This is a genomic window from Pseudomonas sp. TE3644 (genome assembly GCF_056278815.1).
In genome coordinates this window covers 4,899,637-4,918,968 of record NZ_JBWBQF010000001.1, presented here as the reverse complement: position 1 = coordinate 4,918,968, position 19,332 = coordinate 4,899,637, and the positions used below count along the sequence as shown (strand labels likewise).

Below are 19,332 nucleotides of genomic sequence, written 5' to 3'. Positions count from 1 at the left end.
TGCCGTCAGGTTTTAACCGCCTGACGGCACAACATTCAGTCGTTGCGGGCGCCACCGAAGTAGGCGCAGCCCCGGTAAGGCTGGTCATTGACGCGCAATTCAGCCGTCATCTGCTGCACGCTGCCGGTGGTCGGGTCCACGCAGCGCTGTGGTGCCACCCACAGTTCCACATGCAGGCCGTTGGCCTCGGTGCTCAGGCTCAGGCGGCCATCGGGCAAGGTTTCTTCCACGAAAGGCACGGCCAGCGGTGGCTGGTCGGCACGGCTCAGTTCCAGGCCCTTGCCGCTGGCGCGCAGCTCCCATTTGCTGGGTTCGGTGCCCGCTGCACGCAGGGTCAGCAGTTTGAAGTTGGGGTCGTTGCAGGAGGCGGCGGAGCGTTCCAGGCGATAGAACTGGTGCAGGTCGATGGTGCCGTCCATGCCTTTGGACTTGCTGGCCTCGAAGCGCCCACGCACGTCGGCGTACACCTGGCCGGATTTGCCGACGATGCCTGCGGCTTCCTGCAGCACGCCGGTCTGGCCGACATCGGTGACGGCGTAGTGACGCTGCTCGCCACACGGCTGGAACAGCAGCTTGCCGTTGTCGCCCATCAGCACGCCCTGCATGCGGGTCATGCCGGCAGTGGACGGTTGGCTGGGGGCGGAAGCGAACAGTTGGCAGCCGGCGAACAGCGGCAGCAGGGCAACGTACAGCAGAGAACGGGCAACGCGCATCGGGGGCCTCCTGGTAAGTGGGGGCACCGTAGCACAGCAGAAGTGAAAATTGTGCGCACAACCCTGTGGGTGGCGAGGCTTTATCCGACGATGAACACCTGGCCAGTCTGCAGGCCTTCGACGCTTTTGGCGTAGGCCAACGCCACCTCGGCGGCCGGTACCGGCTTGTAGCCGCGGAAATACGGCGCATAGCTGCCCATGGCTTCCTCCAGCACCGTGGGGCTCACGGCATTCACCCGCAGGCCACGCGGCAACTCGATGGCAGCCGCCTTGACGAAGGCATCCAGCGCCCCGTTGACCATCGCCGCCGACGCCCCGGTGCGGATCGGGTCGCGGTTGAGGATGCCCGAGGTCAGGGTGAACGACGCGCCGTCGTTGGCAAACTCGCGGCCAATCAACAGCAGGTTCACCTGGCCCATCAACTTGTTCTGCAGGCCCAGGCTGAAATCATCGTCCGTCATCTCGCCCAAGGCCTTGAAGGTGACACTGCCCACGGCGCTGACCAGGGCGTCGAAGCGACCGGTTTGTTCGAACAGACGGCGGATGGATGCCGGGTCGCTGATATCCACCTGCAACTCGCCGCTGTTGCGGCCAATGCGGATCACGTCGTGGCGTTGGGCAAGTTCAGTGGCAACGGCGGAACCGACAGTGCCGCTGGCACCGATCAACAGAATCTTCATGGTGGGTGTCCTTCAGTGGGTGTGCTGTCAGTGTAGGGATTTGCTTTTTTCTGATAATCCCTCTAATAGGCAACCTTTGGTTTTCATATGGAAACAATCCATGAGCGAGCTGGATGACCTGGCGGCCTTCGCCGTGCTGATCGAAGCGGGCAGCTTCACCCGTGCTGCGCAGCAGTTGGGCTGGAGCAAGGGGCAGTTGTCCAAGCGCATCAGTGGCCTGGAAAGCAGCCATGGCGTGCAGTTGCTGCACCGCAGCACACGGCGCCTGAGCCTGACGGCGGCCGGCGCTGCCCTGTTGCCTGAGGCGCGGGCGCTGGTGGCGCAAATGGAGCGCGCGCATCAGGCCCTGGCGCTGCTCAAGGACGAACTGGCAGGGCCGGTGCGCCTGACTGTGCCAGTGTCATTGGGTGAAACCTTCTTCGAAGGGCTGTTGCTGGAGTTCGCCCGCGACTACCCGCAGATCAGCCTGGAACTGGACCTGAGCAATGGCTACCGAGACTTGGCCCGCGAGGGCTTCGACCTGGCCATCCGCGAAACCGTGGCCAACGACGAACGACTGGTAGCGCGGCCTCTGCTGACCATGCAGGAGATCACCTGTGCCAGCCCTGCGTACCTGGCACGGCATCCAGCGCCGGTCACGCCGCAGGATTTGAGCACGCACGCGTGCCTGCTCAACAGTCATTACCGGGGGCGGGAGGAGTGGCGCTATCACCAGCATCACGAACTGATTCGCGTGGCGGTGTCGGGGCCGTTTGCCAGCAATCATTACAGCTTATTGAAGAAGGCGGTGCTGGTCGGGGCGGGGGTGGCAAGGCTGCCGTCGTACATGTTGCACGCGGAACTGGGGGAGGGACGGTTGGTGGCGTTGCTGAAGGGTTATCAGACCGCCAGCACGCCGTTGTACTTGGTGCATCCCTACCAGGGCGGATTGCCCCGGCGGGTAGAGGTGCTGGCCCAATACCTGATTGCCTGGGCCACCCTGTAGCCGCTGCCGCCAGGCTGCGCTGGCCCTTGGATACACCGGAAATCTCCGGTGAGGCATAGGGCCAGCGCAGCCTGCGGCAGCGCCTACGGTAATGGCGAGGTTATCCGCCCAGGTAAGCGTCGCGCACTTTCGGGTCGTTGAGCAGCGCCTCGCCGGTGCCTTGCATCACCACCCGGCCGTTCTCCAATACATAGGCCCGGTCCGCAATCTTCAGCGCCTGGTTGGCGTTCTGCTCCACCAGGAACACCGTCACGCCATCCTTGCGCAGTTGTTCGATGATGTCGAAGATCTGCTGGATGATGATCGGCGCCAGGCCCAGCGATGGCTCGTCAAGCAGCAACAGCTTGGGCTTGCTCATCAGTGCGCGACCGATGGCCAGCATCTGCTGTTCGCCACCGGACATGGTGCCGCCGCGCTGGTTGAAGCGTTCCTTGAGGCGCGGGAACAGTTGCAACACCTTGTCCATCTGCGCCTGGTAGTCGCCCTTGTCGGTGAAGAACCCGCCCATGGCCAGGTTCTCCTCCACGGTCAGGCGGGCAAACACCCGGCGGCCTTCAGGCACCACGGCGATGCTCTTGCGCATGATCTGCGCGCTGTCCTGGCCCACCAGCTCTTCACCCATGTAACGGATGCTGCCGGAGTGGGCCTGGGGCGAGCCGCACAGGGTCATCAGCAAGGTCGACTTGCCGGCGCCGTTGGCACCGATCAGGGTGACGATCTCGCCCTGCTTCACCTCGACGTTGACGCTGTGCAGCGCCTGGATCTTGCCGTAGAAGGTGGAAACGTTTTCGAACTGCAGCATTTACGCTTCCCCCAGGTAGGCTTTGATCACTTCAGGATTGTCACGGATCTGCTCGGGCGTGCCATCGGCCAGCGGCGTGCCCTGGTTGATCACCACGATATGGTCGGAAATGCTCATGACCAGTTTCATGTCGTGCTCAATCAGCAACACCGTGGCGTTGTGCTCCTGGCGCAGGGTGGCGATCAGCGCCTTGAGGTCGTCGGTCTCGCGCGGGTTGAGGCCGGCGGCGGGCTCGTCGAGCATCAGGATGCGCGGGCGCGTCATCATGCAACGGGCGATTTCCAGGCGGCGTTGCTGACCGTAGGCCAGGGTGCCGGCCGGGCGGTTGGCGAACTCCTTGAGGTTGACCTTTTCCAGCCAGAACTCGGCGTACTCCATGGCCTCGCGCTCGCTTTTGCGGAACGCGGGGGTCTTGAACAGGCCCGCCAGGAAGTTGGTGTTCAGGTGGCGGTGCTGGGCAATCAGCAGGTTTTCCACGGCGGTCATGTCCTTGAACAGCCGCACGTTCTGGAAGGTCCGCACCACACCCTTGCGGGCGATCTGATGGCCCGGCATGCCCTGAATGGGCTGGCCGTCCAGCAGGATGGTGCCGCCGGTGGGCTTGTAGAAACCGGTCAGGCAGTTGAACACCGTGGTCTTGCCGGCGCCGTTGGGGCCGATCAGGGCCACCACCTGCTTTTCCTTGACGCTCAGGCCCACGCCGTTGACGGCCAGCAGGCCGCCGAAACGCATGCTCAGGCCGCTTACTTCGAGAATGTTCTGCGTCATTTTCGCAGCTCCATGTGGGGGCGCTGCATCGGCAACAAACCTTGAGGACGCCAGATCATCATCAGCACCATCATGGCGCCGAACATCAACATGCGGTAATCGCTGAACTCACGCATCATTTCCGGCAGCAGGATCATCACGATCGCCGCCAGGATCACGCCCAGTTGCGAGCCCATGCCACCCAGCACCACGATGGCCAGGATGATGGCCGACTCGATGAAGGTGAACGACTCGGGCGTCACCAGGCCTTGGCGCGCAGCGAAGAAGCTGCCGGCGAAACCAGCGAAGCTGGCGCCCAGGGTAAAGGCCGAGAGCTTGATGATGGTGGGGTTCAGGCCCAGCGCGCGGCAGGCAATCTCGTCTTCACGCAGCGCTTCCCAGGCACGGCCAATGGGCATGCGCAGCAGGCGGTTGATGATGAACAGTGCGGCCAGGGCCAGCAGCAGGGCCACCAGGTAGAGGAAGATCACCTTGCCGACCGGGTTGTAGGTCATCCCGAAATATTCGTAGAACGTCTGCGCGCCATCGGCGGCGGAACGGTCGAACGACAGCCCGAACAGGGTCGGCTTGGGGATGTTGCTGATGCCGTTGGGGCCACCGGTAAGGTCGGTGAGGTTACGCAGAAACAGGCGGATGATTTCACCGAAGCCCAGGGTCACGATGGCCAGGTAGTCACCGCGCAGGCGCAGCACCGGGAAGCCCAGCAGGAAGCCGAAGGTGGCCGCCGCCAAACCCGCCAGCGGCAGGCAGATCCAGAAGCTGAAGCCGTAGTAGTGCGACAGCAGCGCGTAGGTGTAGGCACCCACCGCGTAGAAGCCCACGTAGCCCAGGTCCAGCAAGCCGGCCAGGCCCACCACGATGTTCAGGCCCAGGCCCAGCATCACGTAGATCAGGATCAGGGTGGCGATGTCCACCGCCCCGCGCGAGCCGTAGAACGGCCACACGAATGCCGCCGCGATCAGCGCCAGCATGATCCAGCGCTGGGTCTTGGGTCGGGTCAGGAAGTCACCGGCACCGGCGGGCAGCAGGGAAGGGCGCGGCGCCGATTTCATGGCCGAACTGATCTGCTGGTTGAACAGCACGCGCAAAAACATCAGGGCCGAGCACAGGGCAATCACCACCAGGGTGGTGGTGCTGGTTTCATGCACTTCCAGGTTGATGCCGACGATGGATAGTTTCAAGCCCAGCACCGGGTAGGCCACGGCCCACACCAGCAAGGCGCTGAAGAACGCCGATTTGAGATTCCGAGTCATACTTTTTCAACCTCCGGACGGCCGAGAATCCCGGTTGGCCGGAACAGCAGCACCAATACCAAAAGGCCGAACGCCACCACATCCTTGTACTGGTCGCCGAACACATCGGCGCCGAAGGCTTCGGCCACGCCCAATACCAGCCCGCCGAGCATGGCGCCCGGGATGCTGCCGATACCGCCCAGCACGGCCGCGGTGAAGGCCTTCAGGCCCACCAGGAAGCCGGCGTTGGGGTTGATCACCCCGTATTGCATGCTCAACAGCACCGCGGCGATGGCGGCCAGGGCCGCGCCGATGACGAAGGTCAGGGCGATGATGTTGTTGGTGTTGATGCCCAGCAGGTTGGCCATCTTCATGTCCTCGGCGCAGGCGCGGCAGGCGCGGCCCAGGCGGGAGCGGGAGATGAACAGGGTCAGGCCCAGCATGGCGACCAGGGTCACCACGAACACCACGATCTGCATGTAGGAGATCAGCACTTCCTGTGCCCCCCCTGGCCCGAAGCTGAGGTTGCCCGGGATCAGGTTGGGAATCGATTTGTCCTTGGAGTCTTGCGAGAGCAGAACCGTGTTCTGCAAAAAGATCGACATGCCGATGGCCGAGATCAGCGGGATCAGACGGTTGCTGCCGCGCAGGGGGCGGTAGGCGATCCGTTCGATGCTGTAGCCATAGGCACTGGTGACGACGATGCTGGCGCAGAACGCCGCGGTCATCAGCAGGGGTACGTTGTCCAGGCCCAGCATGGCCAGGCCGGCGATGGCGATGAACGCCACGTACGAGCCGATCATGTAGACCTCGCCGTGGGCGAAGTTGATCATTCCAATGATGCCGTAAACCATTGTGTAGCCAATGGCGATCAAAGCATACGTGCTGCCAACGGTCAGGCCGTTAACCAGCTGTTGGAAGAAGTGATAGATGTCAGGCATTACCGCGCGCTCCTAAAAACCTGATACGCATTTCACTGGTGGAGTCATTTTCCCGCTCGCACGCCTGGCCGGGGCACAGGTGCGGAGTTTTATGCCAGCGAACCGCTGGTGACGGTTTTAAGATTTTCAGGTGAGCCGCCTTCCGGATCGCGGAAAGCGCGCCCCATTACCTCGTAAAACAAAGCCCACTGCTTGCGCAGTGGGCTTGTTGGCGTGTCAAACAGCGCTTACTGAGGGCTGACTTCGGTCTTCGGCTTGCCGAAGTGCCATTCGTAGACCACGAATTTGAAGTCTTTCAGGTCGCCCTTGGCGTCGAAGCTCAGGTCGCCAGTCGGGGTTTTGAAGGTGCCGGCGTGAATGGCTTCGGCCACCTTGGCGGGGTCTTCGCTCTTGGCGGCCTTGATGCCGTCAACAATCACTTCCACGGCCGAGTAGGACGGGAACACGAACGGGCCGCTCGGGTCCTGCTTCTTGGCCTTGAAGGCATCAACCAGGGCGACGTTCGATGGGTCCTGGTCGAAGGATTTCGGCAGGGTCACCAGCAGGCCTTCGGCAGCGCCCTGGGCGATTTGCGAGATGGAGTCGTTACCCACGCCTTCAGGGCCCATGAACTTGGCGTTCAGGCCTTTTTCCTTGGCCTGGCGCAGGATCAGGCCCAGCTCCGGGTGGTAGCCGCCGTAGTAGACGAAGTCGACGTTGGCCTGTTTCAGCTTGGCGATCAGCGACGAGAAGTCCTTGTCGCCGGCGTTGATGCCTTCGAACACGGCCACTTTCACGTTCTTGCCTTCCAGGGTCTTCTTGACCGCGGTGGCGATGCCTTCGCCGTACTGCTGCTTGTCGTGGATGACCGCAACGATTTTCGGCTTCACGTGGTCGGCAATGTAGTTGCCGGCCGCAGGGCCTTGCGCGCTGTCCAGGCCGATGGTGCGGAACACCATCTTGTAGCCGCGGGTGGTGATGTCGGGGCTGGTGGCGGCAGGGGTGATCATGATCACGCCTTCGTCTTCGTAGATGTCCGAAGCCGGCTGGGTGGAGCTGGAGCACAGGTGGCCGACCACGAACTTGACGCCGTCGTTGACCACTTTGTTCGCGACCGCTACCGCTTGTTTCGGGTCGCAGGCATCGTCGTATTCGACGGCTTCAAGCTTCTTGCCGTCGACACCGCCCTTGGCGTTGATCTGCTCGATGGCCATTTTCGCGCCAGCGAACTGCATGTCGCCGTATTGGGCCACAGCGCCGGTTTTAGGGCCGGCGATGCCGATTTTGATGGTGTCTGCGGCGAACGAATGGCTGGCAACCCCCGCCAGAACCAGTGCGGCGAACAGCTTGGAAATCTGCTTAGTCATAATGCTCCACTCTAACTGTTGTATTTTTTATAGTCTTGCCGCGAAAGCTGCAGGACCGGGTCATGTCGATACCGGTGTCGTGTGTGTCCACGACTGCCCGGCGAACGGCAAACACCCCCGATCAGCCCCCGTCAACTGTACCGGTACAGTGTAGAGCGCCGCTTGTTCCATTGAAAAGCTGGCGCCTGGGGGCAAATGGCCAGGGTGTCGCTTTATCGACAGGAAGTTACAGAAAAACGGCGGCGCAAACCCCTGCAGCGGGTCGTCATCCTTGGCTTTCCGAACTTGCCAATCAATCACATATTTGAAACCGGGTTTTTCCGCGTGAATCCGGGCGTTATCATTGGCCCAGAATTTCTTTTTGGTGAAACCCATGACTGAACAACCTAGCACCCTCTATGCCAAGCTGCTCGGCGAGACTGCCGTAATCGGATGGCAGGAGCTGCAACCGTTTTTTGCCCGCGGTGCCCTGTTGTGGGTCGAGCCTGCGCTGGATTTGGTCGCTGCCGCCGAAGCCGTGGCCACGGATGACGGCGCGAAAGTGAAGCAATGGATGGATGCCGGTTTGCTCGGCAAGGTGTCTGAGTCGCAGGCGCTGGACTGTGTGGAACGCGAGCCGACGCTGTGGGCGGTGGTGGTGTCGCCGTGGGTGCTGATCCAGGAAAGGGCAGCGGAGTAATTGGCGCACTTTTTTGGTGCTCTGTAGCAGCTGCCGCAGGCGGCGTCCGGCGTCACCCCGACTGTGCGGCTGGACGCGACCTGGCGGCCGCTGCTACAGGGGTTGTGTTTAATCGATGTAATCGGTTTTGCCGGTGTGGTTGTTCAGCGAAATCACCCGCGTCTTGCCAATGCGGTGGCGGTAGATCTCGCGCAGATACTTCACCGCCTTCTTCACGCATTCGCGCGACAAGCGAATGTCATTAATCGACACAAATTTGCTTTTGTCGTTGATCAACTCTCGATACTTCTTCTCGTACATTGGTTTGATTGCGTACCAGTTGGTATCAAGGATCTTGGCCGGGTTTTCGAATTCGTTGAGCAATTCGTCGAGGTGCCCTTCGTCGAACTCGTCGCTGACGATGTAATCCAGGATGGCGTTGTCCAGGGTGTCGTCGAAACGGTACGAATTGCGCGCAAAGCAGCGCTTGATGAACGCCACGATCAGGGTCAGGAAATCATCCGACAGGCAGGGGCTCTTGGCGATCAGGGTGGTCAACGACAGGTTGGCCGAGGCGCCGATCACCAGTGCGTAGCGCTTGAGCGTGGTGTTGGGGAACAGGCTGTTGAGGTGGGTCTTGAGCCGGTTCAGGTCCATGTAGGACAGTTTGTAGTCTTTGGGCAGCGACACGATGGACACCACCGACGAGCAGTTCTTGAAGAAATGCAGGTCGTGCAAGGCGGCCGCGTCGTAGCCCGAGGCCTGGTATTGCTCCAGCGCCGCCCGGTAGCGGCGTGACTCGATGGGCAGCAGGCTGATGCCTTCGATGGCCTGGGTCATCTGGTTGAAATGCGGCAGGTCGATGCTGCGGAAGAACAGGTCGTCGATGTCCAGGCGCGGCTGCTCCTTCTCGAACACTTTGAATTTGTCGCCGCTGGGCGCTGGGGTTTCCGGTACCACCGATTCGGCGTAGGCAATGGCCACCGGGCCGGCCAGGCTCATGAACAGGTCATTGGCGTCCAGGCGGATGGTTTCGCCGATGTCGATGCCGGCGCGGCGGAAATAGTTCTGGTCGTAGTCGGTGGTCACCGCCTGGGCCGTGAGGATGTTGAAGATCTGCTGGGAGATGTACTGGTTGGCGTGCTTCTCCATGGCGTTGACATCGATGTTATGGATGGTGCCGTCGTCGCTTTCTTCGGCGTAGCGCATGATGTCGTTGGAGATCAGCATCATCGCGTTCCAGGGGCGGATACGGCCCATGACGCTGGCTTCGCTGCTGTCATCGTCATCGAAGTTGTAGGAGAAATCCCATTCCTCGGACAGGTATTTGCACAACAGCCGTCCGGCATTGATGTGCAGGGCTTCGGACATTTCGCTGCGGTGATCGGAAATGTTCGGCAGCACGCAGATGCCGCTGGTGAAGATGGGCTCGAATACGAAGGAATGGCCGCTCTTGCCGTCGTTCTCGTCGGCAGGCTTCGTATCGAACGTCTTGTTCATGTACGAGTATTGCTGGGCCAGGCCGAACTCCGAGGCCATGCCCGAGCCGGTACCGCCGCCTGCACTGAAGATGTAAAAGTACAGGCGCGACTGGTTGGCCTTGATGCCGCAGGAGTCGATCAGGTAGGAGTGGATCAGCTTCCAGTCGGCGCTGGAAAAGCGCTCGGTGTCCTTGTTGAGGATGATCTTGGCCAGGTACTGGCCCAGGATCGGCGCGTTGCCGGCGCCGCCGGCGTGCACCTCCGACAGGTCCATGATCTTCATCTTGCTGTAGTCGCGGATGAAGCCGCTTTTTTCGGCCTTGCGCGAGAAGCGGATGCGCCCGGCAATGTCTTTGTCCAGGTCGCCGAGCATCACCAGCGGTTCCACCAGGAACACCGGCTTGTTGGCCTTGCCGCCGCCCAGGCGCAGGTTGTTCTGAATCCATCGGGCCGGGCTGTAGGACTTTTCTGTATCGATGTTCGGGTTGTTGAACTCGTTGAGGTAGAACGTGCGGGCGTTGTACACCAGCTCTGCCACGTCCAGGGCGATGTTGGAGCCGCAACGGCCCAGACCGATCAGGCACACCGAGGGGAATTCTTGGTCGCGGCGCGGTTGGCCGTCGTCCTCCTGCAGCACCGCGTGGGGGAACACCATGTCGCGCAGGCCGTCGAGGTTGTCGAGGATGCGCTGGGTGTCGGTTTCGGTGTAGTACAGGTACTGCTGCGCGCTGGCGGGCTTGGGCAGGTAGCCGCCTTGCAGGGGCTCGCAGAGGGGCACGGTCATTGGTTCGAGGGCCGCCGGAGCGGCGTTGTTCTTGGAATTCATGGGGCGGAGTCGGCCTGGGCAGGAGGCGCGTACAATCGATATCAACGCGCCATCACGAAAATGAGAGGCGCGACTTTACAGCGCACCCTGCCTGGCAGCGATAGGGGTTTACCCTGGCCCCTCTAGGGGGTTACCTGGCCGGGCGAGCGCTGGGAACGTCGGCGAACAGGTCGCGAACCACGCGCTCATCGGTGGTACGGGCCGGTACCGGGAAATTGCTCTCGGCCCCGGTGCTGCTGCGCCGTTCGTTCAAGTGGTCAAGGATGGGTCGCAACTCGGAAAGGGGCACGGGGCGGCTGAGCAGATAGCCCTGCACGTAGTCGCACCCGTAGCGGCTGAGGAATTCGTACTGCTGCACGGTTTCCACGCCCTCGGTAACCACCTGCAAGTGCAGGGTGTGGGCCATGACGATAATGGCCTGGACAATCTCCATGTCGGCTGCCGAGCGGGGAATGTCCTGGATGAACGAGCGGTCGATCTTCAGCGTGTCCAGCGGCAGGCGCTTGAGGTAGGCCAGCGAGGAATAACCGGTGCCGAAGTCGTCGATGGACAGCGACACCCCCAGCGCGCGGATCTGTGACAGCAGGTTGATGGTGGTGGCGATATTGCCCATCAGCGCGTTCTCGGTCACCTCCAACTCCAGGCGGTGCGGCGCCACGCCAGCGTCGGCCAGGGCCTCGCGTATTTCGGCCACCAGCTCTTCGCGCGCCAGGTTCAGGGCCGAGCAGTTGACGGTGATCTTCAGCTGTTCGCAGCCGTTGTGGCCCAGGTGCGAGAGGTCGCGGCAGGCGCGCTTGAGCACCCAGTGGTCAAGCTCTGCAATCAGGCCATTGGCTTCGGCGATGGCGATGAAACGGTCCGGCGTCAGCAGGCCGTGTTCGGGGTGGCGCCAGCGGATCAGCGCTTCGAGCTTGGCCACGTGCCCGCTGCGCAGGTCGAAAATTGGCTGGTAGAACAGTTCCAGCTCGTTGCCGGCGCGCAGGGCGTTGCGCAGCTCTTCTTCCAGTTGCAGCTCCAGGGTGGCCTTGGTGCGCAGGTTGGCGCTGAAAAAATGCAGTGAATTGCGCCCCGCGCCCTTGGACTGGTACAGGGCCAGGTCCGCGTGCTTGAGCAATTCGTCGCAGGTGTCGCCGTCATCCGGGAACACGCTGATGCCGATGCTGGTGGTCATCACCATGCGCCGGCCGGCCAGGTCGATGGGCTCCTTCATTTTCTGCATGATGCGCTGGGCCATGTTTCGGGCCTCATCGCGGTTGTTCATGGTAATCAGGATGCAGAACTCGTCGCCGCCGAACCGCGCCACCACGTCGGCATGGCTGCGGGTGGCGCCCTTGATGTGGCTGGCGATCACCTTGAGCAGTTCGTCGCCTGCGTCGTGGCCGAGGCTGTCGTTGATGCGCTTGAAATGGTCGATGTCCAGGAACATCACCGCCAGCATGCCGCCGCTGAGCTTCTGTTCGATCAGCTTTTCGCCGAACAGCTGGTTGAAACCGCGGCGGTTGATCAGGTTGGTCAGGGCGTCGTAGTGGGCCACTTGCTGCAGCGACATCCGCGCCTGGTCCAGCTGGCTGAGCAGGGCGTTGACCCGTCGCAGGTCGTGTTCCTTGCTTTGCAGCTTCTTGTCGGCCAGCGCTGCGCTGAGGCTGCTGGCAATGATCAACAAGGTAATGAAGGCCACGGTCAGGCCCAGCTCCAGGCTGTTGTCGACCATTGGCGCGTGCAGCGGGCTGCCCTGCGGCACGGCCATGACCAGCGACCACATGCCCAGGAAGTGCGTGGCGACAATGCCTGCACCCATCAGCAGGCTGGCGCTGTATTTGAGCAGTTGGTGGAAGGTGCCGCTGCCTTCGCGAAAGTGCCGCGCCAGCAGCAGCGCGGCGAAACTGGCGGCGATGGCCACCACGATCGACAGGCCAAACAGCCAGGGCTCGAAGTACTGGGTGGCGTTCGAGCGCATGGCGATCATGCCCACGTAGTGCATGCCGGCAATGCTCAGGCCGATGCCGATGGCGCTCTTGAAATAGTCGAACAGCTTGATGTTTTCGCGGCTCAGGGTGCTCATGGCCAGCAGCCCGGCCACCAACGCGATCAGCAGCGACACCACGGTCACCGGCAGGTCGAAGTGCATTTCCACCGGTGTCTGGAAGGCCAGCATGCTGATGAAATGCATGGCCCAGATGCCGCCGGCCAGGCAAAGGGCGCCGATCCAGCGCCATTGATGGCGGGCCGACGGCCGTTCGACATGGCTGATGCGTTCGGCCATGTCCAGGGTGGCGAAGCTGCCGCAGCAGGCCACCAGGTAGGCCAGCAAGACCAGGAACGGATTGTGGCTGCAATTGAGCAGGATCTGCCCGTGGTCTGGCAGGTCCCCGATGAAATGTAAACCAAGCCAATCCATAGCGTGCCTCTGGCCGAACACTCCCATGCCACCCGAGGGTGGCGAGTTGGGAGCAGTATAGAAGGTTGCCTCTGACTACTGGCAAAGTGCTGCTAATCATTTCGGAATCGGATACATAGCCAATCGCAATAACCCCGTAGCCGCTGCCGCCAGGCTACTGGCTATGCCCTACCATCACGCTAGCTGATGCTGCCGACATTTGCCCATTCACCTTCTAGATTTCATCTGGCCCACAACAACAAAAACAGCGAGTGCCCATCATGTCATCCCCTGCCCAGGCGCCCCATGCGTGGCGCATTCTGTTCCTGCTGTTCCTGGCCAACCTGTTCAATTTCTTCGACCGCACCATCCCGGCGATCATCATCGAGCCGTTGCGCATGGAGTGGCACCTGAGCGATTTCGAACTGGGGATCGTCGGCACGGCGTTCACCTTGGTGTACGCGGTGGCGGGTATCCCGCTGGGGCGCATGGCCGACCGTGGTTCGCGCCGCAAGATGATGGGGTGGGGGCTGGCGGTGTGGAGTGCCCTGACTGCGGTGAACGGTTTTGTCGGCGGTTTCTGGACATTCCTGCTGGTGCGCATGGGCATCGGCATTGGCGAGGCCAGCTACGCGCCCGCGGCCAACTCGTTGATCGGCGACCTGTTCCCGCCCCAGCGGCGCGGTCGGGCCATGGGCATTTTCATGCTGGGGCTGCCGCTGGGCCTGCTGCTGGCGTTCTTCACCATCGGCGCCATGGTCGAGTTCTTCGGCAACTGGCGTGCGCCGTTCTTCGTCGCGGCGGTGCCGGGGCTGTTGCTGGCGCTGTTCATGTTCGGCATCCGCGAACCGGCCCGTGGCGCGGCCGAGGCGGAGCCGGTGTCGCAGCAACCGCTGGACCGGCCGCTGCGCCGGTTGCTGGCGATCCCTACCTTCTGCTGGCTGGTGCTGGCAGGCCTGGCATTCAACTTTGCCACCTATGCCTGCAACAGCTTCATGGTGCCGCTGCTGCAGCGCTACTTCCATTTGCCGCTGCATCAGGCGGCGGTGTCCACCGGTGTCATCGTCGGCGTCACCGGCCTGGTGGGCCTGACCCTGGGCGGCTGGGTGGCCGACAAGGTCCAGCAACGCCTGGCCAATGGCCGGCTGGTGCTGGCCGCCAGTTGTATGGTGGTGGCGGCCAGCGCCACGGCCTGGGCGCTGATGGCGGGGCGTATCGATATCGGCCTGTTCGTCACGGTGTTCGGGCTGGGCTGGTTCTTCAGCTACGCCTTTTATACCTGCGCTTACACGGCGATTCTGGAAGTGGTGCACCCGCGCATGCGTGCCACGGCCATGGCGTTGTTCTTTGCCGGGCTGTATTTGCTGGGCGGGTCGATGGGGCCGGTGGCGGCGGGGTTGCTCAGTGATCGTTTTGCCCATCAGGCCATGGCGGCGGCCGGGGCCAGTGAGATGACTGAGGTGTTCAAGGCGGAGGGGCTGCATGACGCGATGCTGGCGATACCGGTGGCGCTGGTGTTGACGCTGGTGTTTCTGGCGATGGCGGCGCGCAGCTTCAAGCGCGATGCGCAGCGGATGAAGGAGGGGATGGTGGTGTCCTGTTCGCAGTCCGGGTTGGTAGTGGGGCTTTAGTGAGAGTGTCGATGTTTAAATGAAACTCGACAATATGAGTGGTCGCTACATTGAATAATGCAATACCGCCGGGGCGCTTGAGGCGCCACGGCGGCGTTCGATTCTAGGAGGGTCATTCAAAATCAACCAGAGGACACATTTGCAGTTAACACAACTTTACAGGTGCTCCTATCTCATAGAACGACTTGGGGCAAATTCCTCTCCTTACTAGCGCGGCGGTAGGCAGGGTCACCAAAGGGATGGATAGCCCTTCGTCTGAGATGATTTTTTCCATTCCTGCTGCGGCAGTAGCTTCTACGTCAGCGCTGAGATTGCTTAAGTAGATAGAGTATAAGATCTTCGCATGCGCAAGCGCTTCGTCGTTGAGGTGGCCTTTGAATAGATCCGCTTTGTAAAACCCCAAGGGGCCATACATTGAGGGTGCATTTATTGTAAGTCTTAACTCCGATGTCGCGGACCAGTCGCCGAACGTTACAGCCTTAAGGTTTGCCATTATTCCTATTTTTCGTAGTTGCGCCTTTAAAATGCCGGCAATGATTAGGTTTGGATAGAATTCATCGTAAGTAATTGTGATTTCGTATTTTTGAAATTGCGCACAAGGCTGGTAGGGGGTCGATGGCTGCTGGGTGTACAGACCGGTGTAGCTTGAAAGAGGTCTGGCAAGGCCCATTAGTGCATCGCTGATTTCGTGTCTGTCAATTGCGCGTGATAAGGTTTTCCGAACGATGGCAGGAAGTTTGAAGAAGTGTGTGCCAGGTACTAAGAAAACTCCGAGGTTAGTGGGGGTTGTATGAAATTCGTCTGATTTTCTGTGATGTTTGTAATCCCCGAATCTCATTACTGTGTCGCATGTTATGTCTATGGTTCCCCTGTAATAATCGTCTATGCAAGCTGAGCGATCGTGATAAGGGGCGTAGTTTACAAATACCAATCTGTCTGCAGTTGATTGAGTGTGAGCGTGGTGCCATTTATTCTTGATGAGTTCTATAAGTGTAGATGATTGCCTTTCAATGCGGTAGGGGCCGGCACTGAGTTCAGGGTTTTCACAGCGAGGGGACAGATTGAACTGGCTCAGCATGCCAGGTAGCCATTTATTGATGTTTCGAAGCTTTAGTTCCAGTGTGCGTCTGTTGATCTCAGTAATGCCGATATAGTCTGACTGGCCTGTGCTGAATTCTTTGTAACCTGCAATGTCGGACAATAAGTTGCAGAAGCGGTTCGACGGTGATCGGATGATCTCCTTGAAGCCTTCAATGTAGTGACGGGCTGTAATTGCAGCGCCATTGGACCAAAGAAGATCGTCGCGGAGTTCAATTGCCAGGCTTCTTCGGTCGCTGGATAGTTGCGACGCATTTGCTGCAAGGTTGACGAGTCTGCCATTGCGATAGGTGAATAAGGGTAAGGCGCATTTCCCAAATATCTGCTGCCCTCCATAATCGCAGGCTGTATGAATGGTGTTTTTGTAAGGAAAGGCGTCGATGGCAATGCTAATTGATTTAGTGTTATGGTGCATACTTTAATGGTCTAGGTGTGTGGGCTGATTGAAGTATCCAGCCATGATTTTATGTTTGATATTAACTTCTTTCCGGTGCACGTCAGAATGTCGGCTGCTTGGAGTGTCTCGACTCCTTGAATCGATTGCATGAGATTTCTGGTTGCGATAATTGCACATCGGTTTCTCATTTCAATGTCTGGGGTGTGGCGCGCTACTTCACTGAGGGCGAGAGCTACTCTCGCGGTTACAAAAGTGGCATGCAATACCGCATCAGCAGGTCTGGATTTCGATCTTATCGGACTGGAGAGGGAGTGGTTAGGGCACTTAATAAAGTCTGTTGCGAACCCACGAATATATAAGTCTATGTGTGATGCCTCATGTGTGAATGCCTCCATGCAATCGGCGGTTGATGAATTTTCTCGTATTCCCACGAGTATGGTTCCGAGATGTTTTTTCGATGAGGCCCCCCTTAACCCGCAACCGCCGACAAGGACAATTTCGCGAACCATCGTGTTTATCAAATGGAATGTCAGTGGTGAGTGCTGCCGGATTGTATCAAGGGCTGATCGTGGCGGCGTGAGGTCGCAAGCCCTCGGGTCCACCGGGAGAATCGTAACGCCATACTCTTCAGCATCTTCAAGATCTTCAATTGTTGATTTCGTTAGTTTTCGAATCCATCGTTGTGAGTCGGATGTAAATAGCGATATTTCTGGTGGGGTCGTATGGTGTTGTTGGCTAGTGTTTTTGTATAGCGATATTGATCGCTTTGAAAAAGCTTTTTCGTTTCTTCTTATCGTTTCTCGTAGGAATCGAATCAAAAAGTCGTTGAGAGGAGGGGAGGGCTTAAAGTTTGTCATGAGTAAGTCGATGCTAAGCATAAGGTGTTTCTCGAATCAGGCTAAGGGTCCATGGGTCTATTACGAGCTCAGTATTCTCTATGGCGGTTAAATTTGAGGAGCAATAGTAGTGTATGAGTTGTGTTGCAAGTACTGAAGTTGCTATTGAGTTGGTTGAGCCAAGGGAACCTTCGCAGGGGGTGAGTAAGTGAAGCTTTAGATGTTTTGCTAGGCTGCACAGGCTTTCGATATAGTTGCTCTTGGCTGTTGTTGAGGTTAGCAGTGGGCCTATGCTTATATCCTCATATCCAACGCCACAGAAAACTACGTCAATATTTTTTAGGTTTGCATGCTCTGTAATGATTTTTCTTATGGTAAGCGGAGGGGTGTCGGCTCCACATATTATTAGGTCTGTCGGTGGTACTAATGTGTTGAGGTCTGATGCCGTCTCAATCTTTGTGGGAATTGCCATGACGTCTGCGTCGGGATGGATAGCGTTTATAAAACGCTCCAATTGTTTTGCTTTTGACTTTCCAATGTCTGCGGGCGTGAAAGGGTGCTGCCTGTTAAGGTTAGATTCTTCTACGTTGTCGGGATCTATGAGAGCGAATTTCTTCAGGCCAGTTGTAGTTAAGTGGTAAGCAAGATTTGCTCCGACGCCGCCGCAGCCAATTATTGTTACGTGAGTGTTCAGGAATATAGATTTTGCGCCTGCTTGAATCTCGAATGCCCGAAGGAGGAATAGGTCGCTCTTGCTCGTGAATTTATTTGTTGGGTGATTTTGTATGTTGATAATCAGATTGAGGTCTCTGAGTTTGCTCAGTATTTCAGCGAGGGATGATTTGCTTTCGAAGGCTTGAAACTCAATATCATTGATGCCTGTCCGAAGCGTTTGAAAAAATGTGATTATCTGGTTTGTTGGGTTTTTTATTAAGTAGGACTTCTTCCCTAGCAGTACGAGGTCGCCGTCATTGTTGATGATGAGGTCGCTATTCAGCTTAAACATGTTGGCTCCTACTTTTTGTGATTTTTGTGTTGGCGTAGAAAATGGCAGCTCCTGCAGCAGGGAATATTGAAATGGCGAGTAGTGAAGTGTTGAGCCCGTGTGGTTCGGCGATCAGTCCATATGTAATGAATCCCGCTGAAATGAATAGCATATCCATGAAGGCGGCAGCTGATAAAGTCGTAGTTCGGAGATGTTCAGATGCTATTGTCGCGTTGATCAAATCGTTCGCTAATATTGTCGCCCACAGAGTCAAGGTGTTGGCCGCAAAAAATGCCGCCATCGCTAGGTGTGGGGAGTAGAGTGTGTTAGCTGCAATTATGATTGAGGTCAATGCCATCAAGGCTGGTATTGCCCAGGCTGGCAGGCAGGGGAAGAGGCGAGTTAGACATAGAACTCCCAGCGCGCTTAGTATCTCTATAATGCCGACAGCTGCGCTTGCCATGCCTTTACTCAATCCGAAATCATGAAATGAAGAGCTGGCGTAGAGAAAGTAAGGGGTCATTGCAGCATGTATCGTTGCAAATGGGAGAGCGATGGGGCCTACAGTAATGAGCTCATTCCAGAAGGTTTTTATTTGCAGTGCGTATTCACTTGTAAAGGGCTGGAGTTTTTCTGTACGAATTAGCGGCAATAGAGAAAGTACGCTAGTGGTGGCCAAGAGGATGGAGGCCGAATAGACCGCCTTCCACCCACCCATGGTTAATATCGGTGCTGCGGAAATCATCGCAAGCCCTAGGGACAGGCTCCCCGCAAATTGAATTGTTGCATAATATCGTGGATATCTGCGGAGGTTGTCGAGTTCTTTTAGGTTTTTATATAAGGCGCTGCTTAATGACCCTGAAATCAGTGAGAATGATAGTGCGTGTAGAATGAAAAAGCTTAGGAAGAGTGAAAAATTTGATACGGATAGGAATTGTCCCGACAGGCTGATTGCCGCCAGCAGGCCTCCAAAACAAAGTGCCAGCAGGCGGCCAAACCTATCGGCTAGATATCCGCTCGGCAACTCAAACGCAAATAGAGAAGCCGAAAAGGCAGTTTGTAGTAAACCAATTTCAATTAATGTATATCCATTTTCTTTCAAGAAAAATACGAATACTCCGCGTTCAACTGAAAATGTGACAAGAAAATAGAATATCGCAAGTCGTTTGCTTGCAATGTCGGCTATAAAAATCTGGGCGGGCCGCATGTTGGCTCCTGGTATTCTGAACTGCTTTGTACCTGGGGGCTATTCTCAAGTATGGAGCCTCCGGGGGCGCCTCCCGGAGGGTAAGATTAGGAGCGGTGAGTTGTCATTCTTACACCGGAATCAATTTCGATTTCGGCGATTTCCAGCGTGGTTAGATCAATGGAATTCACGTTGTCGAGCAGTTCTTGCAGCTCGGGCGGAAGTCCTTCGGTTGGATCTTGGGTTACGTTGTCGTACATGATTTCTATCCTTTCGTATTGTTATTGATAGATGTCGCTGCTTTCGCAGTTTTGTTCCCGCTTAGGCTCGCGCTTTGTCGCGGTAGTTCGATACTAAGTCGACTTCATGACGGCGGCAATTGTTGGGGTT

The 19,332-nt window shown here is 58.2% G+C and carries 18 protein-coding genes; 3 read left to right on the top strand and 15 right to left on the bottom strand.

The features are described 5' to 3' along the window. Positions 1 to 35: 35 nt before the first annotated feature. Entirely contained in the window at positions 36 to 713 is a 678-nt protein-coding gene (locus ACZ9GA_RS21650; RefSeq protein ID WP_457360819.1) for a COG3650 family protein, read from the bottom strand. An 80-nt stretch (positions 714 to 793) separates the two neighbouring features. After that, positions 794 to 1,393: a short chain dehydrogenase gene (locus tag ACZ9GA_RS21645; RefSeq protein WP_457360820.1), complete on the bottom strand. Its 600-nt coding sequence runs from the start codon at positions 1,391 to 1,393 to the stop codon at positions 794 to 796. Between the two features lie 100 nt (positions 1,394 to 1,493). On the opposite strand from ACZ9GA_RS21645, the gene ACZ9GA_RS21640 reads away from it, so the two are divergent. Next, the gene (locus ACZ9GA_RS21640) at positions 1,494 to 2,378 is read left to right on the top strand and encodes a LysR family transcriptional regulator (protein WP_457360821.1); all 885 of its coding nucleotides are present in this window, start codon (positions 1,494 to 1,496) and stop codon (positions 2,376 to 2,378) included. 100 nt (positions 2,379 to 2,478) lie between these two features. On the opposite strand, the gene ACZ9GA_RS21635 is transcribed toward ACZ9GA_RS21640, so the two are convergent. The 6 genes from ACZ9GA_RS21635 to ACZ9GA_RS21610 all read right to left on the bottom strand — a co-directional run bounded on the left by ACZ9GA_RS21635 (position 2,479) and on the right by ACZ9GA_RS21610 (position 7,842). After that, on the bottom strand, positions 2,479 to 3,180 hold the full coding sequence (locus ACZ9GA_RS21635) for an ABC transporter ATP-binding protein (RefSeq protein ID WP_027977237.1): 702 nt from the start codon (positions 3,178 to 3,180) through the stop codon (positions 2,479 to 2,481). Beyond that, the gene (gene livG / locus ACZ9GA_RS21630; RefSeq protein WP_457360822.1) at positions 3,181 to 3,948 is read right to left on the bottom strand and encodes a high-affinity branched-chain amino acid ABC transporter ATP-binding protein LivG; all 768 of its coding nucleotides are present in this window, start codon (positions 3,946 to 3,948) and stop codon (positions 3,181 to 3,183) included. Then, entirely contained in the window at positions 3,945 to 5,201 is a 1,257-nt protein-coding gene (locus ACZ9GA_RS21625; protein WP_457360823.1) for a high-affinity branched-chain amino acid ABC transporter permease LivM, read from the bottom strand. Before ACZ9GA_RS21625 ends, livG begins: the two co-directional genes overlap by 4 nt. Next, on the bottom strand, positions 5,198 to 6,121 hold the full coding sequence (gene livH, locus ACZ9GA_RS21620) for a high-affinity branched-chain amino acid ABC transporter permease LivH (protein WP_455921385.1): 924 nt from the start codon (positions 6,119 to 6,121) through the stop codon (positions 5,198 to 5,200). Before livH ends, ACZ9GA_RS21625 begins: the two co-directional genes overlap by 4 nt. A gap of 227 nt (positions 6,122 to 6,348) precedes the next feature. Further along, the gene (locus ACZ9GA_RS21615; RefSeq protein WP_457360824.1) at positions 6,349 to 7,467 is read right to left on the bottom strand and encodes a branched-chain amino acid ABC transporter substrate-binding protein; all 1,119 of its coding nucleotides are present in this window, start codon (positions 7,465 to 7,467) and stop codon (positions 6,349 to 6,351) included. A gap of 60 nt (positions 7,468 to 7,527) precedes the next feature. After that, positions 7,528 to 7,842, bottom strand: a complete 315-nt coding sequence (locus ACZ9GA_RS21610; protein ID WP_457360825.1) for a hypothetical protein — start codon at positions 7,840 to 7,842, stop codon at positions 7,528 to 7,530. Here ACZ9GA_RS21610 and ACZ9GA_RS21605 point away from each other — a divergent pair. Continuing rightward, positions 7,841 to 8,146, top strand: coding sequence for a DUF2288 domain-containing protein (locus tag ACZ9GA_RS21605; RefSeq protein ID WP_457360826.1), 306 nt, complete (start codon positions 7,841 to 7,843; stop codon positions 8,144 to 8,146). The genes ACZ9GA_RS21610 and ACZ9GA_RS21605 overlap by 2 nt on opposite strands. Positions 8,147 to 8,254: 108 nt before the next feature. Here the strand turns inward: ACZ9GA_RS21605 and ACZ9GA_RS21600 are convergent, their stop codons facing one another. Further along, positions 8,255 to 10,390 carry a hypothetical protein gene (locus ACZ9GA_RS21600; protein ID WP_457363676.1) on the bottom strand — a complete coding sequence of 712 codons (2,136 nt, stop codon included), beginning with the start codon at positions 10,388 to 10,390 and terminating at the stop codon, positions 8,255 to 8,257. Between the two features lie 172 nt (positions 10,391 to 10,562). Further along, positions 10,563 to 12,830 (bottom strand): putative bifunctional diguanylate cyclase/phosphodiesterase, encoded by a 2,268-nt coding sequence (locus ACZ9GA_RS21595; RefSeq protein WP_457360827.1) that lies wholly within the window; start codon positions 12,828 to 12,830, stop codon positions 10,563 to 10,565. A gap of 260 nt (positions 12,831 to 13,090) precedes the next feature. On the opposite strand from ACZ9GA_RS21595, the gene ACZ9GA_RS21590 reads away from it, so the two are divergent. Next, positions 13,091 to 14,440 (top strand): spinster family MFS transporter, encoded by a 1,350-nt coding sequence (locus ACZ9GA_RS21590; protein ID WP_457360828.1) that lies wholly within the window; start codon positions 13,091 to 13,093, stop codon positions 14,438 to 14,440. Positions 14,441 to 14,585: 145 nt separating this feature from the next. Here ACZ9GA_RS21590 and ACZ9GA_RS21585 read toward each other — a convergent pair whose 3' ends face one another. The 5 genes from ACZ9GA_RS21585 to ACZ9GA_RS21565 form a co-directional block, all read right to left on the bottom strand. Further along, positions 14,586 to 15,953: an ABC transporter substrate-binding protein gene (locus tag ACZ9GA_RS21585; protein ID WP_457360829.1), complete on the bottom strand. Its 1,368-nt coding sequence runs from the start codon at positions 15,951 to 15,953 to the stop codon at positions 14,586 to 14,588. Positions 15,954 to 15,964: 11 nt separating this feature from the next. After that, the gene (locus ACZ9GA_RS21580; protein ID WP_476227656.1) at positions 15,965 to 16,792 is read right to left on the bottom strand and encodes an aKG-HExxH-type peptide beta-hydroxylase; all 828 of its coding nucleotides are present in this window, start codon (positions 16,790 to 16,792) and stop codon (positions 15,965 to 15,967) included. A gap of 13 nt (positions 16,793 to 16,805) precedes the next feature. Then, a complete protein-coding gene (locus tag ACZ9GA_RS21575) occupies positions 16,806 to 17,777 on the bottom strand; it encodes a ThiF family adenylyltransferase (protein WP_457360831.1) in 972 nt (323 codons plus the stop codon). Continuing rightward, positions 17,770 to 18,963 carry an MFS transporter gene (locus ACZ9GA_RS21570; RefSeq protein WP_457360832.1) on the bottom strand — a complete coding sequence of 398 codons (1,194 nt, stop codon included), beginning with the start codon at positions 18,961 to 18,963 and terminating at the stop codon, positions 17,770 to 17,772. The genes ACZ9GA_RS21575 and ACZ9GA_RS21570 overlap by 8 nt, the downstream gene beginning before the upstream one ends. 86 nt (positions 18,964 to 19,049) lie before the next feature. Beyond that, positions 19,050 to 19,202: a hypothetical protein gene (locus ACZ9GA_RS21565; RefSeq protein ID WP_457360833.1), complete on the bottom strand. Its 153-nt coding sequence runs from the start codon at positions 19,200 to 19,202 to the stop codon at positions 19,050 to 19,052. Positions 19,203 to 19,332: the final 130 nt, after the last annotated feature.